The organism is Streptococcus sp. NM (assembly GCF_003390135.1).
Lineage (GTDB): Bacteria > Bacillota > Bacilli > Lactobacillales > Streptococcaceae > Streptococcus.
The window spans coordinates 67,831-87,789 of record NZ_QUOS01000006.1 but is presented as its reverse complement, the minus strand read 5'-3'; the positions used below and the strand labels follow the sequence as shown (position 1 = coordinate 87,789).

Here is a 19,959-nt window from a genome sequence, read left to right as displayed (position 1 = left end):
CCAGTAGAGTGTATAGAACAAAAAAACCTGAGAAGAACAATTGACCTTCTCAGGTTTTTATTATCTAATTATTGATTGAACAAAGAACAGATTGAAAAACCACCCAATTTTTGGGTGGTTAGTAATTTATTGTTGCGCTGGTTGAGGGTTTTGGTTAGGCTGCCCTTGATTGGTACTTGGTTGTTGTGTCGCCGTATTCTCATTGGTTCCAGCATTGGGAGTAACTGTATTTGAATTTGGATTTGTGTTTGGTGTCGTTACACTTGACTGAGAGGTTGAAGTCTCTGGAGTCTGGTTCGCAGGAGCAGGTGTAGAACTTTGTTGAGTAGCAGGAGCAGTCCATGTAGGACGAGCTCCATTCTTAAAGACATATTCTCCACTCCTATATAAGCCCTCAGGCATAGTCCAATCTCCTGGGTGGTCATCTTCTGATAGGTAAGTCATCATTGAACGATAGACCGCAGAAGCAACTGTGAACCCACTGCCGATGACTGGAGTAAGACGATTTGAGTAACCTGTCCATACGGCCATCGAATATTTACGAGTATAGCCGACAAACATTTCATCCGGTGCAACAAGTTGACTTGATTTAATATGATTTTCGATTTCTTCATCTGAATAGTTAGAGGTACCTGTCTTACCAGCCTGAGGAAGCCATGAAATATAGGCGTTAAAACCAGTTCCAGAGGTCAAGACTGTTTTCATCATTTCTGTCATCATGTAAGCAGTGGTCTCTTTCATAGCTCGGGTACCAGGGTCAGAAAATTCTTTTTCGCTACCATCACTAAAGACAACTTTATTAATGTACATCGGTTTGTGATAGATACCACCATTGGCAAATGCAGCATAAGCAACAGCCATTTTTTCGCTACTTGCGCCGTATTGCTTATTAGATTCAGTTGTGTTACTTGATATGGCGTTAGAATAATGCATATCTGGATAGTCAATTCCTAAACCATTTAAGAAGGTTTTTGCACGGTTTAATCCAACTTTGTTGAGTGTTTCTACAGCAGGAACATTGCGAGATTGCTGTAGTGCATATTGCAGGGTGATATTACCGAAGTATCCTCTATCCCAGTTGTAGACAGGGGTATTTGTTCCAGGATAATTATACGGGATATCGCGTACAATGGTAGCAGTTGAGTCATAGATATCAAATTCCAAAGCAGGAGCATAATCAGTGATGGGTTTCATTGTTGATCCCCAGTCACGATTGGTCTCCACAGCCTGATTGGTGCCGAATGAAACATTACTTGCTTGATGACGAGCACCAAGTTGTGCAATAACGTTACCATTAGATACATCTACAATAGTCGAAGCTACTTGCATGTCATCATCAGGATAAGTGACATATTGGTCGGTGTTATAAACATCCCAGAGTCGTTGTTGGACATCTTTGTCCACATTTGTATAGACATCCATACCTGTAGTAAGAAGGTTGTAACCAGTTTCTTGTTCAACTTGGTCGATTACTTCTTTAAGGTAGTTGTCCATGTATGCAGGATAGCTGTTACCGGATTTCAGGCTTTGTAGACCATCGGTAACAGGGGTATTAATAGCTTTTTCATACTCTTCTGCACTAATATATTTCTGCCCTTTCATTTCTGAAAGAACTAAATTTCGGCGTTCAAGAGCAGCTTCTGGATGAGAATAAGGATCATATTGGTTTGGTGCTTGAGGCATTCCGGCTAGGAGTGCTAACTGTGGCAAGCTTAAATCCTTTAAGTCTTTTCCATAGTAATTTTGGGCTGCAGTTTGCATTCCGTAGTTACCGTTAGACATGTAGACTTTGTTGATGTAGTAGGTCAGGATTTCTTGCTTGGTTGCTTTTTGCTCTAGTTGAACGGCTAGCCAAGCTTCTTGAGCTTTACGTGACAAAGTTTGATCGGCAGTTGAAGTAGAAAAATAAGTTAATTTAATCAATTGTTGAGTCAAGGTTGAGGCTCCCTGGAGGCCTCCTCCGCCTTGGAGGTTTCTCAATGCCGCACCCATGATACGAATGGTGTCAACACCTCTATGATTAAAGAAACGGTGGTCTTCGATAGACACGATGGCCTTGACCAAATCAGTAGGGATTTCATTTGCTTGAGTATTTACTCGACGTTCAGATCCAAGGTCAGCGATCAGTTCGTTCTTATTGTCATAAATCTTGCTAGAGGTCGTCGCAACTAATTTACTTTCAGATAAGGTTGGAGCCTTGCTAACAAAGTAGAGGAAGACACCTCCACCTAATAGAAATAATGCGATAAATAAGGTAAGGAACGTAATTCCGATATACTTTAAGAATCGCAGAATAGTTTGTTTGTTCATCTTGTTTTACCACCTAGTAAATGTTCTTTGATAATGTCGAGATAGGGAATTTGAGGGAAAGCCCCTTGCTTTACTAAATATCCGTATTCTTGAATATATCCAAGTGGCATAGATTTTTGCCCCTTATCTTGATGATAAAAGCGAATCAAATCAAATGCCGGCAACAAATAAGTTTCCTGTTGAGAAGAAAAATGAAGCAGTACGAAGCAAATACCCTGCTGTTCTAGAACTTGTTCCATATGTTGAATCTGGTGAAGATGGAAGTTCTTCATTGGAATAGCATTCTTTTGTCGTGTTTCCTTGGCTTCAAAGTCAATGTAATGTCCTCTATACACGCCAGAGTAATCTGTTGTGGAAGCTTGTCTAAAATAGGCTTCTACAATTTTGGCTCGACTACGTTGAGGATAGTCTACTCGGACAATTTGAACAGGCGTGGGTTTTTTATGGATAACTGCCATACCATGCGTCAGATAGTAGTCGTTTGTAGAGTTAATCATCTTTTCAAAAGTCATTCCTCGATTTGCGAAATTATTTGGTTGAGAAAGGGATGTTTTGTTTTTTTTTGATGAAATTTTATGAGGATAGTTGACCATATTTCTCCTTATTGGTACAATGACATCACTCTATTATACCATAAAAATAGAAAGAAAGGTGTAAAAATGACTACAGCTTTAATTATGGGATATTCTAATTTTGACTTGGGTGTCTTTAACGAAAAAGATATCAGGTTAAAAATTATAAAGAAAGCCATTCGCCGTGATTTAGAAAGTTTGGCTGAAGAAGGGATTAATTGGCTGGTCTTTACAGGGAACTTGGGATTTGAATCCTGGGTGCTTGATGTTGCAAATGAAATGAAAGAAGAATATGATTTCAACCTAGCGACCATTTTTGATTTTGAAACACACGGGGAAAATTGGAATGAAGCGAATCAGCTTAAACTTAATCAATTTAAACAGGTAGATTTTGTCAAATATGCCTATCCTAAATATGAACATATGGGGCAACTACGAGACTACCAACGATTTTTACTGGAAAATACTGATTTAACTTATTTTTTCTATGATCCAGAAAATGAGACCAAATTAAAATTTATGGATACCTTGATGAAAAATCAGGAAGGGTATCGCATAAAAAGGCTAACGTTTGAAGACCTAAATGAGTTAGCAGAAAATTTTTCTGAAAAGTAAGCCTTTGACCTTGATTTTTGTTTGCCTTTTTTTATATAATAATACTATTAGAAACCGAGAATGGAGAGAGAGATGGCAAGTATTATTTTTTCAGCAAAAGATATTTTTGAGCAAGAGTTTGGACGTGAAGTCCGTGGATATAGTAAGGTTGAAGTTGATGAATTTTTGGACGATGTCATCAAGGACTACGAAACTTATGCTGCCTTAGTCAAGTCTCTCCGTCAAGAAATTGCAGAGTTGAAGGAAGAATTGTCTCGCAAACCTGAATCTGCACCGGTTCAAGCAGAACCACTTGAAATGACGGCTACAACTTCTATGACGAATTTTGATATTTTGAAACGACTAAATCGTCTTGAGAAAGAAGTATTTGGTAAACAAATTTTGGATAACTCTGATTTATAAGAGCTTATTTGAAAAGTGCAATTTTTGGATAATCGCGTGAGGAGAATTTCTTTTCATGAGGAAAGTCCATGCTAGCACAGGCTGTGATGCCTGTAGTGTTTGTGCTAGGCGAAACCATAAGCCTAGGGACGAGAAATCGTTACGGCAGTTGAAATGGCTAAGTCCTTGGATAGGCCAGAGTAGGCTTGAAAGTGCCACAGTGACGGAGTCTCTCTGGAAACAGAGAGAGTGGAACGCGGTAAACCCCTCAAGCTAGCAACCCAAATTTTGGTCGGGGCATGGAGTACACGGAAACGAACGTAGTACTCTGACTACTTTCAGCTGTAGGCTGTTAGCGGTAGACAGATGATTATCGAAGGAAGTGGTCCTAGTCACTTCTGGAACAAAACATGGCTTATAGAAAATTGCATATAGGTTGGGGCTGAGAAAACTTTCTCAACCTCATTTTTTAAAGTGGACATATAGAAAGGTCTTATAAGACTGAAAATGAAAAAAGAATTTAATTTAATCGCTACTGCTGCAGCGGGTCTTGAGGCTGTTGTGGGACGTGAATTGCGAGAGTTGGGCTACGATTGTCAGGTTGAAAATGGACGTGTTCGTTTTCAAGGAGACGTGAGAGCCATTATCGAAACCAACCTCTGGCTTCGGGCAGCAGATCGTATCAAGATTATCGTAGGAACGTTCCCAGCTAAGACTTTTGAGGAGCTCTTTCAAGGAGTTTTCGCTCTAGATTGGGAAAATTATATACCACTTGGAGCTCGATTCCCGATTTCAAAAGCCAAATGTGTGAAATCTAAGCTACACAATGAACCCAGTGTACAGGCTATTTCAAAGAAGGCCGTTGTTAAGAAGTTGCAGAGACACTATGCCCGTCCAGAAGGTGTCCCCTTGATGGAAACTGGTCCTGAGTTTAAGATTGAGGTTTCTATTCTGAAAGATGTCGCAACTGTCATGATTGATACGACAGGCTCCAGTCTCTTTAAACGTGGCTATCGTACCGAAAAGGGTGGGGCTCCTATCAAGGAAAACATGGCAGCAGCTATTTTGCAACTCTCTAACTGGTATCCAGACAAGCCCTTGATTGATCCGACCTGTGGTTCAGGAACTTTCTGTATCGAGGCAGTTATGATTGCTAGAAAGATGGCTCCTGGTCTTCGTCGCTCCTTTGCCTTTGAGGAGTGGAACTGGATTAGTGATCGCTTGATTCAAGAAGTGCGTACAGAAGCGGCTAAGAAAGTGGATCGTGAGCTTGAGCTAGATATCATGGGCTGTGATATCGATGCACGTATGGTGGAAATTGCTAAGGCCAATGCTCAAGCAGCAGGTGTTGCAGGAGATATTACCTTTAAGCAGATGCGCGTGCAGGATTTGCGTTCCGATAAAATCAATGGAGTGATTATCTCTAACCCACCTTATGGGGAACGCTTGTCAGATGATGCAGGAGTTACCAAACTCTATGCTGAGATGGGGCAAGTATTTGCACCGCTGAAAACGTGGAGCAAATTTATCCTAACTAGTGATGAAGCCTTTGAGACCAAGTACGGCAGTCAGGCGGACAAGAAGCGCAAGTTGTACAATGGAACTTTAAAAGTTGATTTGTATCAATATTTCGGTCAGCGTGTTAAACGTCAGGAAGTAAAGTAGGAAGGAAAACTCATGAGTAAGAAAAGACATGATCGTCATATAACAGAACATCAAGAAGCGCAATTTGATTTTGATGATGCCAAAGAGCTAACGGTTGGAGAAGCCATGCTAAAAAATGAAGAGGTGGAAGCAGGTGTATTGCCTGGAGATTCTATCTTGGACAAGTATGTGAAACAACATAAAGATGAAATTGAGGCAGATAAGTTTGAAACGCGTCAGTTTAGCAAGGATGATTTAGTTGAAAAAGAAGGGATAGAAGAGATAGAGGAGACTCAGACTCTGGATAATTTACTTCAAGAGCTTCGTGAGGAAACAGGAGTAACTTCTCCAGCTTCAGAAGATGAATTGAGTCAGTTTGATGATTTAGAATTAACACGAGTTTCAGAAACTCCTCTTGTTGAAGCCTCTGAGACTGAAGATATTCCAACACTTTATCGAGTCACAGATAGTGAAGATGGAAAAAGTAAGAAGAAATGGGTGCTTTACGGTATTCTAGCAGCCTTAGTGGTTCTTATCCTTGGAACTGGTTATTATGTTTATCGTCAAGTGGCTCGTTCGACCAAGGAAATCCAAACTTCTCAATCAACTACAAACACGCAGTCAGATGTGGAAGAATTCAATAATTTATATGATGCCTTCTATACAGATAGCAACAAAACGGCTTTGAAGAATAGCCAGTTTGATAAACTGAGTCAACTTAAAACCTTGCTTGATAAGCTAGAAGGTAGTCGTGAATATACGCTTGCAAAATCTAAGTATGATAGTCTAGCAACTCAAATCAAGGCCATTCAAGATGTCAATGCTCAATTTGATAAGCCAGCTATTGTAGATGGAGTTTTGGACACTAACGCTAAAGCTAAATCAGATGCTAAATTTACAGATATTAAAACTGGAAATACGGAGATTGATAAAGTGCTAGATAAGGCTATCAGTCTAGGTAAGAGTCAACAAACAGCTCCTTCAAGTTCAAGCTCAAGTCAAGAAAGTTCAAGTGCATCAACAGAGAGGGCTACAGACAACACAAGTCCATCTTCAAGCGTCTCATCAAACAATTCAGTTTCTGCACGTGATGATAGCCATGGCGGTTTATCAAGTTCTGGAGTTGACCTCCAGAGAGCTTCGAGTCGTGTGCCGTTCAATCAATCAGCTGTTGATGATAGCAATAATTCTGCCTGGGATTTCGCGGATGGTGTCTTGGAAAAAATCCTAGCGACTTCACGCTCACGTGGTTATATCACTGGTAACCAATATATCCTTGAACGTGTTAATATCGTTAATGGCAATGGTTATTACAACCTCTACAAGCCAGATGGAACCTATCTCTTTACCCTTAACTGTAAGACAGGATACTTTGTTGGAAATGGTTCTGGACATGCGGATGCTTTGGACTACTAAGCAGTCGTTACAAAATTCTTTCTTTTCAAAAGTAAAAATGATAAAATAAAACAAATTAAACAAGAGGAGTGTCAAATGACAAAAGCTAACTTTGGTGTCGTAGGTATGGCCGTAATGGGTCGTAACCTTGCCCTTAATATTGAATCTCGTGGTTACACAGTTGCTATTTACAACCGTAGTAAAGAAAAAACTGAAGATGTAATTGCTTGCCATCCTGAAAAGAACTTTGTACCAAGCTATGACGTTGAAAGTTTTGTAAACTCAATCGAAAAACCTCGTCGTATCATGCTCATGGTTCAAGCTGGACCTGGTACAGATGCGACAATTCAAGCCCTTCTTCCTCACCTTGACAAGGGTGATATCTTGATTGACGGCGGAAATACTTTCTACAAAGATACAATCCGTCGTAATGAAGAATTGGCAAACTCAGGTATCAACTTTATCGGTACTGGGGTTTCTGGTGGTGAAAAAGGTGCCCTTGAAGGTCCTTCTATCATGCCTGGTGGACAAAAAGAGGCCTACGAATTGGTTGCAGATGTTCTTGAAGAAATCTCAGCTAAAGCACCAGAAGATGGCAAACCATGTGTGACTTACATCGGTCCTGATGGAGCTGGTCACTATGTAAAAATGGTTCACAACGGTATCGAGTACGGTGATATGCAATTGATCGCAGAAAGCTATGACTTGATGCAACACTTGCTAGGTCTTTCTGCAGAAGACATGGCTGAAATCTTTACTGAGTGGAACAAGGGTGAATTGGACAGCTACTTGATCGAAATCACAGCTGATATCTTGAGCCGTAAAGACGATGAAGGTCAAGATGGACCAATCGTAGACTACATTCTTGATGCCGCAGGTAACAAGGGAACTGGTAAATGGACTAGCCAATCATCTCTTGACCTTGGTGTGCCATTGTCACTCATCACTGAGTCAGTATTTGCACGTTACATTTCAACTTACAAAGAAGAACGTGTACATGCTAGCAAGGTTCTTCCAAAACCAGCTGCCTTCAAATTTGAAGGAGACAAGGCTGAGTTGATTGAAAAAATCCGTCAAGCCCTTTACTTCTCAAAAATCATTTCATACGCACAAGGTTTTGCGCAATTGCGTGTAGCTTCTAAAGAAAACAACTGGAACTTGCCATTTGCAGATATCGCATCTATCTGGCGTGATGGCTGTATCATCCGTTCTCGTTTCTTGCAAAAGATTACAGATGCTTACAACCGTGATGCAGACCTTGCAAACCTTCTTTTGGATGAGTACTTCCTGGATGTCACTGCTAAGTACCAACAAGCAGTGCGTGATATCGTAGCTCTTGCTGTTCAAGCTGGTGTGCCAGTGCCAACTTTCTCAGCAGCTATTACTTACTTTGATAGCTACCGTTCAGCTGACCTTCCAGCTAACTTGATCCAAGCGCAACGTGACTACTTTGGTGCCCACACTTACCAACGTAAAGACAAAGAAGGAACCTTCCACTACTCTTGGTATGACGAAAAATAAGTAGGTCTGCCATGGGGAAACGGATTTTATTACTTGAGAAAGAACGAAATCTAGCTCATTTTTTAAGTTTGGAACTTCAAAAAGAGCAATACCGAGTTGATCAGGTTGAGGAGGGGCAAAAGGCCCTCTCCATGGCTCTTCAGACAGACTATGACTTGATTTTATTGAATGCTCATCTGGGGGATATGACAGCCCAGGATTTTGCAGACAAGCTGAGTCGGACTAAGCCAGCCTCCGTGATCATGGTCTTGGACCATCGCGAAGAATTGCAAGATCAGATTGAGACAATCCAACGCTTTGCCGTTTCTTACATCTATAAGCCAGTTATTATTGAGAATCTGGTAGCTCGTATTTCAGCTATTTTCCGAGGTCGGGACTTTATCGATCAACACTGTAGTCAGATGAAGGTTCCAACGTCTTATCGCAATCTGCGTATGGATGTAGAACATCATACCGTTTATCGTGGCGAGGAGATGATTGCTCTGACTCGTCGTGAGTATGACCTCTTGGCTACTCTTATGGGAAGCAAGAAAGTCCTGACTCGTGAGCAGTTGTTGGAAAGTGTCTGGAAGTATGAAAGTGCGACCGAAACCAATATCGTGGATGTCTATATCCGTTATCTACGTAGCAAGCTTGATGTAAAAGGTCAAAAAAGCTACATTAAAACCGTTCGTGGTGTTGGTTACACCATGCAAGAATAGAGAGCAGTTGCGGTTATGTAACTGCTTTTTTTGAGGGAGTTCTCTATATATTGACATACAGTTGGGGCTTTGCTATAATCAGTTATGGAGGATACGTCTAATGAAAACAATAAAAAAATTGATGCAAATTGCATTAGCAGTCTTTTTCTTCGGTTTGCTAGCGACAAGTGCAGTATTGGCGGATGATGCTGATTCAGAAGGTTGGAAATTTGTCCAAGAAAATGGTAGAACCTACTACAAGAAGGGGGAACTCAAAGAGACGGACTGGCGAGTGATTGATGGGAAGACCTATTATTTTGATTATAATGGCGAAATGGTTGTTGGTTGGCAGTACATTCCAATGCCAGTTAAAGGATATACAATTGGTCCTTACCCTAATGGTATAAGATTAGAAGGTTCCCCAATGCCAGAATGGTACTACTTTGACAAAAATGGAGTGCTACAAGAGTTTGTTGGTTGGGAAGCATTAGAGGTTAAAACTAAAGACAGCGTTGGAAGAAAGCATGGGGAAAAACGTACAAATCCGGAAGATAAAGAAGAGAAGAGTTTTTACACGAACTATTACTTTAATCAAGATCATTCTTTAAAGACAGGTTGGCTTTATGACCAGTCTAACTGGTATTATCTAGCTAAAACAGAAATTAATGGAGAAGACTATATTGGTGGTGAAATACGTACAGGTTGGATAAATGATGGTTCAGCTTGGTACTATCTAGATCCAACAACTGGTATCATGCAAACTGGTTGGAAACAACTTGGCAATAAATGGTACTATCTCCGTTCATCAGGAGCTATGGCAATTGGTTGGTATCAAGATGGTTCAACTTGGTATTATTTAGATAATAAAAATGGTGATATGAAAACGGGCTGGCAATACCTTGGTAACAAGTGGTACTATCTCCGTTCATCAGGAGCTATGGCAACTGGTTGGTATCAAGATGGTTCAACTTGGTACTATCTAAATGCAAGTAATGGAGATATGAAGACAGGTTGGACAAAAGTAAATGGAAACTGGTATTATCTCAATTCAAATGGAGCAATGGTTACAGGTAGCCAAACTATCGATGGTAAAGTCTATAACTTTGCTTCATCTGGTGAGTGGATTTAATCTTGGAGGAGATACAAATGAAGCTTTTGAAAAAAATGATGCAAGTCGCACTAGCAACATTTTTCTTTGGTTTGCTAGCTACAAATACTGTATTTGCGGATACCACAGGTGGCCAATTTGTTGATAAGGATAATAGAAAATATTATGTAAAAGATGATCATAAAGCAATCTATTGGCATAAAATAGACGGTAAAACTTACTATTTTGGTGATAAAGGAGAAATGGTAGTTGGATGGCAATACGTAGAAATTCATGGAACAGGTTATCGTGATAATTTATTTAATAATCGTCCAGTCTTAGAAATTGGCCTTCAGGAGAAGTGGTACTATTTTGGACAAGATGGTGCTTTGCTAGAACAAACAGATAAACAGGTACTAGAGGCAAAAACGTCTGAAAATACAGGAAAAGTATACGGTGAACAATATGCTCCATCTGCTGAAAAGAGAACTTATTATTTTGATAATAATTATGCTGTAAAGACAGGTTGGACTTATGAAGACGGCAATTGGTATTATTTAAATAAGCTAGGAATTTCTGGCGATGATTCTTACAATCCACTACCAATTGGTGAAGTTGCTAAGGGTTGGACTCAAGATTTCCATGTTACTTTTGGCATTGATAGAAGCAAACCTGCTCCGTGGTATTACCTAGACCCAGAAACTGGTATCATGCAAACTGGTTGGAAACAACTTGGCAATAAGTGGTACTACCTCCGTTCATCAGGAGCTATGGCAACTGGCTGGTATCAAGAAGGTTCGACTTGGTATTATCTAGATGCTGAAAATGGTGATATGAAAACGGGCTGGCAATACCTTGGTAACAAGTGGTACTATCTCCGTTCATCAGGAGCTATGGCAACTGGTTGGTATCAAGATGGTTCAACTTGGTACTACCTAAATGCAAGTAATGGAGATATGAAGATAGGCTGGTTCCAGGTCAATGGCAAATGGTACTATGCTTACAACTCAGGTGCTTTGGCAGTGAATACGACCGTAGATGGCTATTCTGTCAACTATAATGGCGAATGGGTTCAATAATGAAAGAGGCGATTGTGAAGGAAACAATCGCTTTTTTTGTGAAAATATAATAAAATAGATAGGAGAGAATAAATACTTGTAGGAAAAAATAATACTCTTCGAAAATCAAATTCAAACCACGTCAGCGTCGCCTTACCGTATATATGTGACTGACTTCGTCAGTCTTATCTACAACCTCAAAACAGTGTTTTGAGCAACCTGCGGCTAGTTTCCTAGTTTGCTTTTTGATTTTCATTGAGTATGAGACGGCTTTTTCGTCTAGCAAAAGGAAAAAATGACAAAAAAAGTTGGTGTCGGTCAGGCACATAGTAAGATAATTTTAATAGGGGAGCATGCAGTCGTTTACGGTTATCCTGCTATTTCCTTGCCCCTTTTGGAGGTGGAGGTGACTTGTAAGGTAGTTCCTGCAGCGAGTCCTTGGCGTCTCTATGAGGAGGATACCTTGTCCATGGCAGTTTATGCTTCGCTGGAGTATTTGGATATCAAAGAAGCCTGCATTCGCTGTGAGATTGACTCGGCTATCCCTGAAAAACGGGGAATGGGTTCGTCAGCTGCTATCAGCATAGCGGCTATTCGTGCGGTTTTTGACTACTATGAGGCAGAACTGCCTCATGATGTATTAGAAATCTTGGTCAATCGGGCGGAGATGATTGCCCATATGAATCCAAGTGGTTTGGATGCCAAGACCTGTCTCAGTGACCAGCCTATTCGCTTTATTAAGAACGTAGGATTTACAGAGCTTGAGATGGATTTATCTGCCTATTTGGTGATTGCTGATACAGGCGTTTATGGCCATACTCGTGAAGCCATCCAAGTGGTTCAAAGCAAGGGGAAGGATGCCCTGCCGTTTTTGCATGCCCTGGGAGAATTGACCCAGCAAGCAGAAGAAGCGATTTCACAAAAAGATGCTGAAGGATTGGGACAAATCCTCAGTCAAGCGCATTTACATTTAAAAGAAATTGGTGTTAGTAGTCCTGAGTCAGATTCTTTGGTTGAAACGGCTCTTAGCCATGGTGCTCTGGGTTCCAAGATGAGCGGTGGTGGGCTAGGAGGCTGTATCATAGCCTTGGCAGCCGATTTGACACAAGCTCAAGAACTAGCAGAAAGATTAGAAGAGAAAGGAGCTGTTCAGACATGGATAGAGAGCCTGTAACAGTACGTTCCTACGCAAATATTGCTATTATCAAATATTGGGGAAAGAAAAAAGAAAAAGAGATGGTGCCTGCTACTAGCAGTATCTCTCTGACTTTGGAGAATATGTATACGGAGACGACCTTGTCGCCTTTACCAACGGATGCGACTGCTGATGCATTTTATATCAATGGTCAGTTACAAAATGAGGCAGAGCATGCCAAGATGAGCAAGATTATTGACCGCTACCGTCCAGATGGTGATGGCTTTGTTCGTATTGATACTCAAAACAATATGCCTACCGCAGCGGGCTTGTCTTCAAGTTCTAGTGGTTTATCCGCCTTAGTTAAGGCTTGCAATGCTTATTTCAAGCTTGGCTTGGATAGAAGTCAGTTGGCACAGGAGGCTAAGTTTGCCTCAGGTTCTTCCTCTCGGAGTTTTTATGGACCGCTAGGTGCCTGGGACAAGGATAGCGGGGAAATTTACCTTGTAGAGACAGACTTGAAACTAGCTATGATTATGTTGGTGCTAGAGGATAAGAAAAAACCAATCTCTAGCCGTGACGGGATGAAACTTTGTGTGGAAACCTCGACGACCTTTGATGACTGGGTGCGTCAGTCTGAGAAGGATTATCAGGATATGCTGCTTTATCTCAAAGAGAACGACTTTGCTAAGGTTGGGGAATTAACGGAGAAAAATGCCCTGGCTATGCACGCTACGACCAAAACAGCATCACCAGCCTTTTCTTATCTGACGGATGCAAGCTATGAAGCCATGGACTTTGTCCGCCAGCTTCGTGAACAAGGGGAAGCCTGCTACTTTACTATGGATGCAGGACCCAATGTCAAAGTCCTCTGTCAAGAGAAAGACTTGGAGCATTTGTCAGAAATCTTCGGTCAACGTTATCGCTTGATTGTGTCAAAAACAAAGGATTTGAGTCAAGATGATTGCTGTTAAAACTTGCGGGAAACTTTATTGGGCAGGTGAATATGCTATTTTAGAGCCCGGACAGTTGGCCTTGATAAAGGCCATTCCCATCTATATGAGGGGAGAGATTGCCTTTTCTGACAGCTACCGTATCTACTCAGATATGTTTGATTTCGCAGTTGATTTGACGCCAAATCCTGACTATAGCTTGATTCAAGAAACAATTGCTTTAGTGCAAGATTTCCTCGCTGATCGTGGGCAAACCTTGCGACCTTTTTCTTTGGAAATTCGAGGAAAAATGGAACGAGAAGGGAAAAAGTTTGGTTTAGGCTCTAGTGGCAGCGTCGTTGTCTTGGTTGTCAAGGCTCTGCTAGCTCTGTATAAGCTTTCGGTTGATCAGGAGCTCTTGTTCAAGCTGGCTAGCGCTGTCTTGCTCAAGCGCGGAGACAATGGTTCTATGGGGGACCTTGCCTGTATTGTGGCAGAGGATTTGGTTCTCTACCAGTCTTTTGATCGAAAGAAGATAGCTGCTTGGTTGGAAGAAGAAAACTTAGCGACTGTTTTAGAGCGTGATTGGGGCTTTTCAATCTCACACGTACAACCTGCCCTAGAATGTGATTTCCTAGTGGGATGGACCAAGGAAGTGGCTGTATCGAGTCACATGGTCCAGCAAATCAAGCAAAACATCAATCAGAATTTTTTAAGTTCCTCAAAAGAAACGGTGGTTTCTTTGGTAGAAGCCTTGAAACAGGGGAAATCAGAAAAACTTATCGAGCAAGTAGAAGTAGCCAGCCGGCTCTTAGAAGGCTTGAGCACAGATATTTACACACCTTCGCTCAGACAGTTGAAAGAAGCTAGTCAAGATTTGCCGGCTGTTGCCAAGAGTAGCGGCGCTGGTGGTGGTGACTGTGGCATTGCCTTGAGTTTTGGTGAGCAATCAACTGAAACCCTAAAAAACCGTTGGGCCGATCTGGGGATTGAGCTCTTATACCAAGAAAGGATAGGACATGACGACAAATCGTAAGGATGAGCACATCCGCTATGCCCTTGAGCAGCAAAGTTCCTATAATAGCTTTGATGAGGTGGAGTTGATTCATTCTTCCTTGCCTCTTTACGACCTGGATGAAGTCGATCTGTCGACAGAGTTTGCTGGTCGAAAATGGGACTTTCCTTTTTATATCAATGCTATGACGGGTGGAAGCGATAAGGGAAGAGAAATCAATCAAAAGCTGGCTCAGGTGGCGGAAGCCTGTGGTATTTTATTTGTAACGGGTTCTTATAGCGCAGCCCTCAAAGATCCAGCAGATGACTCTTTTTCTGTCAAGTCTGATCATCCAAATCTCCTTCTTGGAACCAATATTGGATTGGACAAGCCTGTCGAGTCAGGTCTTCAGACTGTAGAAGAGATGAATCCTGTTCTCTTGCAAGTGCATGTCAATGTTATGCAGGAATTGCTCATGCCTGAGGGAGAAAGGAAGTTCAGAAGCTGGCAATCGCATCTAGCAGACTATAGCAAGCAAATCCCTGTTCCGATTGTCCTCAAGGAAGTGGGCTTTGGAATGGATGTGAAGACCATTGAAAGAGCCTATGAACTAGGGGTTCGAACTGTTGACCTATCAGGTCGTGGCGGTACCAGCTTTGCCTATATCGAAAACCGTCGCAGTGGTCAACGTGACTACCTCAATCAATGGGGCCAGTCTACCATGCAAGCTCTTCTCAATGCCCAAGACTGGAAAGACAAGGTCGAACTCTTGGTTAGTGGAGGGGTTCGGAATCCGCTGGATATGATTAAGTGTTTGGTCTTTGGAGCCAAGGCTGTAGGGCTGTCACGAACCGTTCTGGAATTGGTTGAAACCTATTCAGTTGAAGAAGTGATTGGCATTGTCCAAGGCTGGAAAGACGATCTGCGTTTGATTATGTGTGCCCTTAATTGTGCCACCATAGCAGATCTGCAAAAAGTAGACTATCTTCTCTATGGAAAATTAAAAGAAGCAAATGATCAGATGAAAAAGGCGTAACCACCGCCTTTTTTCCATCCTCAGACCGAGGTGACTTTTTTGAATTGTGATAAAATAGAAGGGAGAGGATGAACCTATGAGAAAATTTAAAATCTTTTTATTTATCGAAGCCTGTCTTTTGACGGGAGCTCTGATTTTGATGGTTTCAGAGCATTTTTCGCGTTTTCTGCTGATTCTATTCCTCTTTTTGCTTTTGATTCGCTATTACACTGGTAAAGAGGGCAATAATCTTCTTTTAGTGGTAGCAAGCATTCTCTTCTTTTTCATCGTCATGCTCAATCCTTTTGTGATTCTAGCTATTTTTGTTGCGGTTATCTATAGCCTCTTTCTACTTTATCCGATGATGAACCAAGAAAAAGAGCAGACCAATTTGGTTTTTGAAGAGGTGGTTACGGTTAAGAAGGAGAAAAATCGTTGGTTTGGAAATCTTCATCATTTTTCAAGCTACCAGACTTGCCAGTTTGATGATATCAATCTCTTTCGCCTCATGGGCAAGGATACAATTCATCTAGAGAGGGTCATTCTAACCAATCATGACAATGTCATTATTCTCAGAAAGATGATAGGCACGACCAAAATCATTGTGCCTGTAGATGTGGAAGTCAGTCTCAGCGTTAACTGTCTCTATGGTGATTTGACTTTTTTCAACCAGCCCAAGCGACCCCTCCGAAATGAACACTATCATCAAGAAACAAGAGACTACCTTAAGAGTAACAAGAGTGTCAAGATTTTCTTGACCACTATGATTGGAGATGTTGAGGTGGTTAGAGGATGAAAAAACAAGCCTATGTAATCATTGCTCTCACCTCCTTTATGTTTGTCTTATTTTTCTCTCACAGCTTAATGGACATCCTTGACTTTGACTGGTCTATTTTCTTGCATGATGTCGAAAAAACAGAAAAATTTGTCTTTTTGTTGTTGGTATTCAGCTTGTCCATGACCTGTCTTTTAGCCCTGTTTTGGCGAGGTGTGGAAGAGCTTTCTCTAAGAAAAATGCAGGCTAATCTTAAGCGTTTGTTGGCAGGGCAAGAAGTGGTTCAGGTTGCAGATCCAGATTTGGATGCCAGCTTTAAGTCCTTATCTGGCAAACTTAACCTCTTGACAGAAGCACTTCAAAAGGCTGAAAATCACAGTCTTGCTCAGGAAGAGGAAATCATCGAGAAAGAACGGAAGCGGATTGCTCGGGATTTGCACGATACAGTCAGTCAGGAGTTGTTTGCGGCCCACATGATTTTGTCAGGCGTCAGTCAGCAGGCTTTGAAATTGGATAGAGAAAAGATGCAGATCCAGTTGCAGAGTGTTACAGCCATCCTTGAAACAGCCCAGAAGGATTTGCGGGTCTTGCTCTTGCATTTGCGACCAGTTGAATTGGAACAGAAGAGCTTGATTGAAGGGATTCAAATTCTCCTAAAAGAGCTTGAGGACAAGAGCGATCTCAAGGTTAGTTTCAAGCAAAATGTGACGAAATTGCCCAAGAAAATCGAGGAGCATATCTTCCGCATCTTGCAGGAGTTGATCAGCAATACCCTCCGCCATGCCCAGGCCTCTTGTTTGGATGTCTATCTCTATCAGACGGATGTTGAATTGCAGCTGAAGGTGGTGGATAATGGGATTGGTTTCCAGTTGGGGAGCTTAGACGACTTGAGTTATGGACTTCGTAATATCAAGGAGCGGGTCGAAGATATGGCAGGGACGGTTCAGTTATTAACAGCTCCCAAGCAAGGACTGGCAGTTGATATCCGTATTCCCTTGTTAGGTAAGGAATCATAAAGGAGTAGAGATGAAAATTTTACTAGTAGATGACCATGAAATGGTCCGATTGGGCTTGAAAAGTTACTTTGACCTCCAAGACGATGTAGAAGTTGTGGGCGAGGCGGCAAACGGGTCTCAAGGTATTGACTTGGCCTTGAAACTGCGTCCAGATGTCATTGTCATGGATATCGTTATGCCTGAGATAAATGGAATTGATGCGACCTTGGCTATCCTCAAAGAATGGCCTGAAGCCAAGATTTTGATTGTGAGCTCTTATTTGGACAATGAAAAAATCATGCCCGTCTTAGATGCAGGTGCTCGTGGCTATATGCTTAAGACTTCTAGTGCCGACGAACTGCTCCATGCTGTCCGTAAGGTGGCTGCTGGGGAGTTGGCCATTGAGCAAGAGGTCAGCAAAAAAGTCGAATACCACCGCAATCACATAGAACTACATGAGGACCTGACTGCGCGTGAGCGAGATGTTCTCCAACTCATCGCCAAGGGCTACGAAAATCAGCGTATCGCAGATGAACTTTTTATCTCTCTCAAGACGGTCAAGACCCATGTGTCCAATATCCTAGCCAAACTTGAAGTCAGCGATCGTACCCAGGCTGCAGTCTATGCCTTTCAGCACCACTTGGTGGGGCATGAGGAGTTTTAGATGAGTCTAACAGATTTACTTGTTGAGCTAGAAGCAGCAAGAGATTCAAAAAATGCAGGGCCCATGGAAGCCTATATGCGCCATCAATTTTTCTTCCTAGGCGTTGCGGCTCCTGAAAGAAATGCACTCTATAAAAAATACTTTCCAAAAGCGAAAAAAACAAAGATTATCGACTGGAATTTTGTAGATACTTGCTGGAGAAAGGAGCCTAGAGAATACCAATATGTGGCTGCTAATTATTTGAAAGCAATGCAGTCTTATCTAACGGAGAACGATTTACCTAAGCTTGAGCGGTTAGTCGTCACAAAATCCTGGTGGGATACCGTAGATATCCTAGATCGAGTAGTAGGGAGTTTGGTGTATGACCACCCTGAACTAGAAGAAATAATCTTAAAATGGAGCCTATCAGATAATATCTGGCTGAGACGTGTCGCTATTGACCACCAGTTGTTAAGAAAAGAGAAGACCAATGTTCAATTAATGGAAAAGATTCTGCTTCATAATTTGAACCAAACAGAATTCTTTATCAATAAAGCCATTGGCTGGGCTCTAAGAGACTACTCCAAAACCAATCCAACTTGGGTAGCAGTCTTCATTGAGAAAAATAAGGAAAGAATGGCTGACCTTAGTATCAAAGAAGCGAGCAAGTACCTCTAGCATCATTGAAAAGCGCATTCATTACTTGAAAAAAGTCGCTCATTTATGTTATAATAGACTGTATTTAAAAAATTTTAAGGAGAAATGACAGAATGTCTGTATCATTTGAAAACAAAGAAACAAACCGTGGTGTCTTGACTTTTACTATCTCTCAAGACCAAATCAAACCAGAATTGGACCGTGTCTTCAACTCAGTGAAGAAATCTCTTAATGTTCCAGGTTTCCGTAAAGGTCACCTTCCACGTCCTATCTTCGACAAAAAATTTGGTGAAGAGTCACTTTACCAAGACGTTATGAACGCTCTTTTGCCAAACGCTTATGAAGCAGCTGTAAAAGAAGCTGGTCTTGAAGTCGTTGCTCAACCAAAAATTGACGTAACTTCAATGGAAAAAGGTCAAGACTGGGTTATCACAGCTGAAGTCGTGACAAAACCTGAAGTTAAATTGGGTGACTACAAAAACCTTGAAGTATCAGTAGATGTAGAAAAAGAAGTAACAGATGCTGACGTTGAAGAGCGTATCGAACGCGAACGCAACAACTTGGCTGAATTGGTTATCAAGGAAGCTGCTGCTGAAAACGGCGATACTGTTGTGATTGACTTCGTTGGTTCTATTGATGGTGTTGAATTTGACGGCGGAAAAGGTGAAAACTTCTCACTTGGACTTGGTTCAGGTCAATTCATCCCTGGTTTCGAAGACCAATTGGTAGGTCACTCAGCTGGTGAAACTGTTGATGTTATCGTAACATTCCCAGAAGACTACCAAGCAGAAGACCTTGCAGGTAAAGAAGCTAAATTCGTAACAACTATCCACGAAGTAAAAGCTAAAGAAGTTCCAGCTCTTGACGATGAGCTTGCAAAAGACATCGACGAAGAAGTTGAAACACTTGCTGAATTGAAAGAAAAATACCGCAAGGAATTGGCTGCTGCTAAAGAAGAAGCTTACAAAGATGCCGTTGAAGGTGCAGCAATCGATAAAGCTGTAGAAAACGCTGAAATCGTAGAACTTCCAGAAGAAATGATTCACGAAGAAGTTCACCGTTCAGTAAACGAATTCCTTGGAAACTTGCAACGTCAAGGTATCAACCCTGATATGTACTTCCAAATCACTGGAACTACTCAAGAAGATCTTCACAAACAATACGAGGGAGAAGCTGAGTCACGAACTAAGACTAACCTTGTTATCGAAGCAGTTGCCAAAGCTGAAGGATTTGATGCTTCAGAAGAAGAAATCCAAAAAGAAATCGAGCAATTGGCAACAGACTACAACATGGAAGTTGCTCAAGTACAAAGCTTGCTTTCAGCTGATATGTTAAAACACGACATCACAATCAAAAAAGCTGTTGAATTGATTACAAGCACAGCAACAGTTAAATAATCTAATACTCTTCGAAAATCAAATTCAAACCACGTCAGCGTCGCCTTACCGTACTCAAGTACAGCTTACGGCTAGCTTCCTAGTTTGCTCTTTGATTTTCATTGAGTATTTATAAACAAAAATCCCACCTGAATTGGTGGGTTTTCTTGTGCA

General features: G+C 41.4%; 19 protein-coding genes and 1 other RNA gene. 18 read left to right on the top strand and 2 right to left on the bottom strand.

Features of this window, described 5'->3' with window-relative positions; genetic code table 11:
* Positions 1 to 126: 126 nt before the first annotated feature.
* Together pbp1a and recU are read right to left on the bottom strand one after the other, a co-directional pair.
* Entirely contained in the window at positions 127 to 2,310 is a 2,184-nt protein-coding gene (gene pbp1a, locus DXN33_RS08875; RefSeq protein ID WP_115904896.1) for a penicillin-binding protein PBP1A, read from the bottom strand.
* The gene (gene recU / locus DXN33_RS08870; RefSeq protein ID WP_115904895.1) at positions 2,307 to 2,903 is read right to left on the bottom strand and encodes a Holliday junction resolvase RecU; all 597 of its coding nucleotides are present in this window, start codon (positions 2,901 to 2,903) and stop codon (positions 2,307 to 2,309) included. Before recU ends, pbp1a begins: the two co-directional genes overlap by 4 nt.
* A 66-nt stretch (positions 2,904 to 2,969) precedes the next feature.
* On the opposite strand from recU, the gene DXN33_RS08865 reads away from it, so the two are divergent.
* The 18 genes from DXN33_RS08865 to tig all read left to right on the top strand — a co-directional run bounded on the left by DXN33_RS08865 (position 2,970) and on the right by tig (position 19,806).
* The gene (locus DXN33_RS08865; RefSeq protein ID WP_115904894.1) at positions 2,970 to 3,497 is read left to right on the top strand and encodes a DUF1273 domain-containing protein; all 528 of its coding nucleotides are present in this window, start codon (positions 2,970 to 2,972) and stop codon (positions 3,495 to 3,497) included.
* A gap of 72 nt (positions 3,498 to 3,569) precedes the next feature.
* Positions 3,570 to 3,899: a cell division regulator GpsB gene (gene gpsB / locus DXN33_RS08860; protein WP_000146534.1), complete on the top strand. Its 330-nt coding sequence runs from the start codon at positions 3,570 to 3,572 to the stop codon at positions 3,897 to 3,899.
* Between the two features lie 20 nt (positions 3,900 to 3,919).
* Positions 3,920 to 4,301: RNase P RNA component class B (gene rnpB / locus DXN33_RS08855), an RNA gene on the top strand.
* An 84-nt stretch (positions 4,302 to 4,385) separates the two neighbouring features.
* A complete protein-coding gene (locus DXN33_RS08850; protein ID WP_115904893.1) occupies positions 4,386 to 5,543 on the top strand; it encodes a class I SAM-dependent RNA methyltransferase in 1,158 nt (385 codons plus the stop codon).
* Positions 5,544 to 5,555: 12 nt separating this feature from the next.
* Entirely contained in the window at positions 5,556 to 6,938 is a 1,383-nt protein-coding gene (locus DXN33_RS08845; RefSeq protein WP_115904892.1) for a cell division site-positioning protein MapZ family protein, read from the top strand.
* A gap of 75 nt (positions 6,939 to 7,013) precedes the next feature.
* The gene (gene gndA / locus DXN33_RS08840; RefSeq protein ID WP_000158778.1) at positions 7,014 to 8,438 is read left to right on the top strand and encodes an NADP-dependent phosphogluconate dehydrogenase; all 1,425 of its coding nucleotides are present in this window, start codon (positions 7,014 to 7,016) and stop codon (positions 8,436 to 8,438) included.
* A gap of 11 nt (positions 8,439 to 8,449) precedes the next feature.
* Positions 8,450 to 9,139 (top strand): response regulator transcription factor, encoded by a 690-nt coding sequence (locus DXN33_RS08835; RefSeq protein ID WP_000518028.1) that lies wholly within the window; start codon positions 8,450 to 8,452, stop codon positions 9,137 to 9,139.
* A 100-nt stretch (positions 9,140 to 9,239) separates the two neighbouring features.
* Complete coding sequence (gene cbpJ, locus DXN33_RS08830; RefSeq protein WP_115904891.1) at positions 9,240 to 10,247, top strand: choline-binding protein CbpJ; 1,008 nt, start codon at positions 9,240 to 9,242, stop codon at positions 10,245 to 10,247.
* A 17-nt stretch (positions 10,248 to 10,264) separates the two neighbouring features.
* A complete protein-coding gene (gene cbpC / locus DXN33_RS08825) occupies positions 10,265 to 11,284 on the top strand; it encodes a choline-binding protein CbpC (RefSeq protein ID WP_049516199.1) in 1,020 nt (339 codons plus the stop codon).
* A 274-nt stretch (positions 11,285 to 11,558) separates the two neighbouring features.
* On the top strand, positions 11,559 to 12,437 hold the full coding sequence (mvk, locus tag DXN33_RS08815) for a mevalonate kinase (protein ID WP_115904890.1): 879 nt from the start codon (positions 11,559 to 11,561) through the stop codon (positions 12,435 to 12,437).
* Positions 12,419 to 13,372, top strand: a complete 954-nt coding sequence (gene mvaD, locus DXN33_RS08810; protein WP_115904889.1) for a diphosphomevalonate decarboxylase — start codon at positions 12,419 to 12,421, stop codon at positions 13,370 to 13,372. The genes mvk and mvaD overlap by 19 nt, the downstream gene beginning before the upstream one ends.
* Complete coding sequence (locus tag DXN33_RS08805) at positions 13,359 to 14,366, top strand: phosphomevalonate kinase (protein ID WP_115904888.1); 1,008 nt, start codon at positions 13,359 to 13,361, stop codon at positions 14,364 to 14,366. The genes mvaD and DXN33_RS08805 overlap by 14 nt, the downstream gene beginning before the upstream one ends.
* Complete coding sequence (gene fni / locus DXN33_RS08800; RefSeq protein ID WP_115904887.1) at positions 14,350 to 15,360, top strand: type 2 isopentenyl-diphosphate Delta-isomerase; 1,011 nt, start codon at positions 14,350 to 14,352, stop codon at positions 15,358 to 15,360. The genes DXN33_RS08805 and fni overlap by 17 nt, the downstream gene beginning before the upstream one ends.
* A gap of 76 nt (positions 15,361 to 15,436) precedes the next feature.
* Positions 15,437 to 16,135, top strand: a complete 699-nt coding sequence (gene liaF, locus DXN33_RS08795; RefSeq protein ID WP_115904886.1) for a cell wall-active antibiotics response protein LiaF — start codon at positions 15,437 to 15,439, stop codon at positions 16,133 to 16,135.
* Positions 16,132 to 17,130 (top strand): sensor histidine kinase, encoded by a 999-nt coding sequence (locus DXN33_RS08790; RefSeq protein WP_115904885.1) that lies wholly within the window; start codon positions 16,132 to 16,134, stop codon positions 17,128 to 17,130. Before liaF ends, DXN33_RS08790 begins: the two co-directional genes overlap by 4 nt.
* Before the next feature lie 10 nt (positions 17,131 to 17,140).
* On the top strand, positions 17,141 to 17,773 hold the full coding sequence (locus tag DXN33_RS08785) for a response regulator transcription factor (protein WP_049551122.1): 633 nt from the start codon (positions 17,141 to 17,143) through the stop codon (positions 17,771 to 17,773).
* Positions 17,774 to 18,430 (top strand): DNA alkylation repair protein, encoded by a 657-nt coding sequence (locus DXN33_RS08780; RefSeq protein ID WP_115904884.1) that lies wholly within the window; start codon positions 17,774 to 17,776, stop codon positions 18,428 to 18,430.
* A 92-nt stretch (positions 18,431 to 18,522) separates the two neighbouring features.
* On the top strand, positions 18,523 to 19,806 hold the full coding sequence (tig, locus tag DXN33_RS08775; RefSeq protein ID WP_070479836.1) for a trigger factor: 1,284 nt from the start codon (positions 18,523 to 18,525) through the stop codon (positions 19,804 to 19,806).
* Positions 19,807 to 19,959: the final 153 nt, after the last annotated feature.